3 protein-coding genes are annotated in these 4,721 nt (G+C 71.9%); all 3 read right to left on the reverse strand.

Translation table 11 applies throughout. The annotated features are described in order from the left end of the window. Window positions 1-97: 97 nt before the first annotated feature. Window positions 98-1,498, reverse strand: coding sequence for an aspartate aminotransferase family protein (locus tag ACFV0G_RS25770; RefSeq protein WP_380552487.1), 1,401 nt, complete (start codon window positions 1,496-1,498; stop codon window positions 98-100). Continuing rightward, a complete protein-coding gene (gene dxs, locus ACFV0G_RS25775) occupies window positions 1,488-3,398 on the reverse strand; it encodes a 1-deoxy-D-xylulose-5-phosphate synthase (protein WP_380552490.1) in 1,911 nt (636 codons plus the stop codon). The genes ACFV0G_RS25770 and dxs overlap by 11 nt, the downstream gene beginning before the upstream one ends. A gap of 116 nt (window positions 3,399-3,514) precedes the next feature. Further along, window positions 3,515-4,540 carry an adenosyl-hopene transferase HpnH gene (gene hpnH / locus ACFV0G_RS25780; RefSeq protein ID WP_380552493.1) on the reverse strand — a complete coding sequence of 342 codons (1,026 nt, stop codon included), beginning with the start codon at window positions 4,538-4,540 and terminating at the stop codon, window positions 3,515-3,517. Between the last annotated feature and the right edge of the window lie 181 nt (window positions 4,541-4,721).

Genomic DNA, 4,721 nt, shown 5'->3' on the forward strand with positions numbered 1-4,721 from the left:
CCCGGGCTGCCCCGCGCCCACTACACCCCCGAGCCCCCGCCGCGTTGACCGCGTGGCGGGGGGGGCGGACGGTACGCCCTCCCCCGCCGCACCGCCCTCAGCGGCTGCCGACCGCCTGCTTGACCAGGGTGCGGCCGAAGTCCCACATCAGCCCGCTGCCGCGGTGCGCATCGTCCATCACCTCGGTGAAGGCGTCGATGAAGCGGTCGACCTCCTTCTCGGTGATGATCAGCGGCGGGATCAGCTTGATGACCTCCAGGTGGTCCCCGGAGACCTGGGTCAGGATCCTGTGCCGCTGCAGCAGCGGGACGACCACCATCTGGGCGAACAGCCCCTTGCGGGCGGCCTGCAGCGCCGTCCAGCCGGTACGCAGCTTCAGTGACTTCGGCCGGCCGAACTCGATGCCGATCATCAGCCCGCGGCCCCGGACGTCGGCCAGCATCTCGTACCTGGGCACCAGTTCGGCCAGCCGGGAGCGGAAGAGGTCGCCGACCGCGCGGGCGTTCTCCACCACCTTCTCCTCGCGCATCACGTGGAGGGTGGCGAGTCCGGCCGCCATGGCCTGGGCGTTGGAGCCGAAGCTCGCCGAGTGCACCAGCACCCGGTCCATCGAGGAGTACACCTTCTCGAAGATCCAGCTCTTGCCCAGGGTGGCGCCGATCGGGACGTAGCCGCCGGACAGCGCCTTGGCGGCGCAGACGAGGTCCGGCGTGACGCCCTCCTCGTGCTGGTAGGCGAAGAAGTCGCCCGTCCGGCCGATCCCGGTCTGCACCTCGTCGCAGATCAGCAGTGCCCGGTGGGCGTGCAGGGTGTCCTGCGCGGCGGCCAGCCAGCCGGGCGGGGCGCTGTGCACGCCCTTGCCCTGGATCGGCTCCACGATCAGGGCCGCCACATCGCCCTTCTTCAACTCCCTCTCCAGCGCCGCGAGGTCGCCGAGCGGGATGGCGGTGTCCGGCAGCAGCGGGTCGAAGCCCTTGCGGAAGCCGCCCTCGCCGTTGACCGAGAGCGAGCCGGCGGTCAGCCCGTGGAAGGCGTGGTCGCAGTAGAGGATCCGGCGCCGGCCGGTGGCGCAGCGGGCGAACTTCAGCGCGGTCTCCACCGCCTCGGTGCCGCTGTTGCCGAAGAACACCCGGTCCATCCCGGGGGCGCGCGCCACCAGTTGCTCGGCCAGCAGACCGGGCAGCGGTGAGCAGTCGAAGCGGGTGAGGTCGGGCAGGTCGAGGTCCATCACCTGCTGGATCGCGGCCCGGACGACCGGGTGGTGCCGGCCGAGCGCGAAGATGCCGAACCCGGCGAGCATGTCCAGGTACTCGTTGCCCTCGGCGTCGTAGAAGTACGGGCCCTCGGCGCGCTCGTAGTACTTGTCGAAGCCGATGGTGTGCAGCATCCTCGGCAGCTGCGGGTTGAGGTACCGGGCCTGGAGGTCGTACCGCTCGGCGCCGCGGTCGGCGATCAGGGCGGCGAGGTCGAGGCCCGGGGCGGGGCGGTCAGCCGGCATTGTGCGGATTCGCTCCTCGGATCGTCAGCAACTGCTTGGCGAAGACGGCGGTCTGGGCGGCGACGCCGGTGCCGGTGAGTCCGATCTCCTCCAGGATCTCACCGCGCCCGGCGTGCGCCAGGAACTCCTGCGGGATGCCGAGGTCGCGCAGCGGGGTGTCCACCCCGGCGTCGCGCATCGCCTGGGCGACCGCCGAACCGACGCCACCGGTGCGGCCGTTGTCCTCGACGGTGACCACCAGCCGGTGCGCGGCGGCCAGCTTGACCAGAGCCGGGTCGACGGGCCGCACCCAGCGCGGGTCGACCACGGTGGCGGTGAAGCCCTCGGCGGCCAGCAGGGCGGCGGCGTCCAGGCAGGCGGGGGCCATCGCGCCGACCGCGACCAGCAGGATCTCGGGGGCGGGCCCGGTGCGGGCCAGCACGTCCACGCCGCCGACCCGGGCGATCGCCGGGACGGCCGGGCCCAGGTTGCCCTTGGGGAAGCGCAGCACGGTCGGGGCGTCGGACACCTCGACGGCCTCGCGGAGCTGGGTGCGCAGCTGCTCGGCGTCGCGCGGGGCGGCGAGCCGCAGGCCGGGGACGACCTGCAGGACGGACAGGTCCCACATGCCGTTGTGGGAGGCGCCGTCGTTGCCGGTGACGCCGGCCCGGTCGAGCACGAAGGTGACGCCCAGCCTGTGCAGGGCGACGTCCATCAGCACCTGGTCGAAGGCCCGGTTGAGAAAGGTCGCGTAGACCGCGACGACCGGGTGGAGCCCGCCGGTGGCCAGGCCCGCGGCGCTGGCGACCGCGTGCTGCTCGGCGATGCCGACGTCGAAGGTCCGGTCGGGGTGGGCCTCGGCGAAACCGCCCAGCCCGACCGGCTGGAGCATCGCGGCGGTGATCGCGACGACGTCGGGCCGGTCGCGCCCGAGCTCGACCATCTCGGCCCCGAAGACGGACGTCCAGGACTGTCCGGCGGACGGCGAGACGGGCAGGCAGGTGTACGGGTCCATGGCACCCACCGCGTGGAAGCGGTCGGCCTCGTCCTGCTCGGCTGGGCGGTAGCCGCGCCCCTTCTGGGTGATGCAGTGGACGATCACCGGGCCGCCGAAGTGCCGGGCGCGGCGCAGCGCCTGCTCGACCGCGGCGATGTCGTGGCCGTCGATCGGCCCGATGTACTTGAGGCCGAGGTCCTCGAACATGCCCTGGGGGGCGAAGGCGTCCTTGAAGCCCTTCTTGGCGCCGTGCAGCGCGCCGAAGATCGGCTGGCCCACGATCGGGGTGCGCTGGAGGGCCTCCTTGCCCCAGGCGAGGAAGCGCTCGTAGCCGCGGGTGGTGCGCAGGGTGGCGAGGTGGTGGGCGAGGCCGCCGATGGTGCGGGCGTAGGAGCGCTCGTTGTCGTTGACCACGATGACCAGCGGGCGGTCGCCAGCCTCGGCGATGTTGTTGAGCGCCTCCCAGGCCATGCCGCCGGTGAGGGCGCCGTCGCCGACCACGGCGACGGTGTGGCGGTCGGTGCGGCCGAGCAGCTGGTTGGCCTTGGCGATGCCGTCGGCGTAGCCGAGGGCGGTGGAGGCGTGCGAGTTCTCGATCAGGTCGTGCTCGGACTCGGCGCGCGAGGGGTAGCCGGAGACTCCGCCGCGGCCGCGCAGCCGGGAGAAGTCCTGGCGGCCGGTGAGCAGCTTGTGCACGTAGGCCTGGTGGCCGGTGTCCCAGAGGATGCGGTCGCGCGGCGAGTCGAAGACCCGGTGGACGGCGATGGTCAGTTCCACGACACCGAGGTTGGGGCCGAGATGGCCGCCGGTGCGGGTGACCGCGTCGATCAGGAACTCGCGGATCTCGTCGGCCAGCAGCGGCAGGTCGCCGGGCGGGAGCCGTCTCAGGTCGGCGGGCTCCTTGATGGTGGACAGCAGTGACATGGCTTCACCTCGCGGCTCGATGGAGGGCGATGACCGTCGGTGTCCAGCGTGCCGCTGTCACGGTCGGCGCGCCTGTTGTCCGGGCGCCCGGCGCGGGGGTGCGCCGGGCGCCGCGGTCAGTTGACCCGTCCGGATCCGAGCGTCTCGCGGGCGGCGCGCAGCGACTCCCTGAGGGAGCCCATGGTGGCGAGGACGGCGGTGGGCTCGTAGCCGCAGTGCGCCATGCAGTTGTCGCAGCGGGGGTCCTTGCCCCGGCCGTACTTGTCCCAGTCGGTCTTCTCGATCAGCTCGCGGTAGGTGGGCACGTAGCCGTCGGCCATCAGGTAACAGGGCCGCTGCCAGCCGAACAGCGAGTAGTTCGGGATGCCCCAGGCGGTGCACTCGAAGTCGATCTTCCCCTCGAGGAAGTCGAGGAAGAGCGGGCTGTGGTTGAGCCGCCAGCGCCTGCGGTTGCCGCCGGCGAAGGCCTTGCGGAACAGCTCGCGGGTCTGCGCGACGCCGAGGAAGTGCTCCTGGTCGGGGGCCTTCTCATAGGCGTACGCCGGGGAGATCATCATCTCGTCGACCTGCAGCTCGTCGTTGAGGTAGTCGAGCACCTCGATCACGGTCTGCGGGGTGTCGGTGTTGAAGAAGGTCGAGTTGGTGGTGACCCTGAAGCCGCGCCGCTTGGCCTCCTTGATCGCCTCGACCGCCTCGTCGAAGGTGCCCTCCTTCGCCACCGAGGCGTCGTGCCGCTCGCGCAGCCCGTCGATGTGGACGGTGAAGGTGAAATACGGCGAAGGAGTGAACCGGTCGAGCTTCTTGCGCATCAGCAGGGCGTTGGTGCAGAGGAAGACGTACTTGCGGCGGCCGACCAGCTGCCGGACGATCTCGTCGATCTGCGGGTGCATCAGCGGCTCGCCGCCCGCGATGGAGACCATCGGCGCCCCGGACTCCAGCACGGCCCCGACCGCCTGCGCGACGGGCATTCTCTGCTTCAGCACCCCGGCCGGATGCTGGATCTTGCCGCAGCCCTCGCAGGCCAGGTTGCACGCGTACAGCGGCTCCAGCTCGACGATGAGCGGGAACTTCTCACGGCGCTTGAGCTTCTGCTGCAACAGGTAGGTGCTGACGCGAAGGGACTGGCGCAGCGGCATGGCCATAACTAACTCGCCTCCTGCGGGAGTGTCGATGGCTGTGGAAGGGGCTCGGTGCGGACGGGTCCGGCGGCCGCCGCGGCGGCGGTCAGCCGGTACCACTCCGTGAGTGCGGGGGCGGGGGGGCGCGGGGGGGGGGGGGCGGGGTGGGGGGGGGGGGGGGGTGTGCGCGGGGCGGTGTGGGGGT

Source organism: Kitasatospora sp. NPDC059571, assembly GCF_042735675.1.
GTDB lineage: Bacteria > Actinomycetota > Actinomycetes > Streptomycetales > Streptomycetaceae > Kitasatospora.

What these genes read in the sequence shown, in the direction of transcription:
- ACFV0G_RS25770 (WP_380552487.1), bottom strand. Translation starts at nt 1,498, where the DNA reads ATGCCGGCTGACCGCCCCGCCCCGGGCCTCGACCTCGCCGCCCTGATC.
- dxs (WP_380552490.1), bottom strand. Translation starts at nt 3,398, where the DNA reads ATGTCACTGCTGTCCACCATCAAGGAGCCCGCCGACCTGAGACGGCTC.
- hpnH (WP_380552493.1), bottom strand. Translation starts at nt 4,540, where the DNA reads ATGGCCATGCCGCTGCGCCAGTCCCTTCGCGTCAGCACCTACCTGTTG.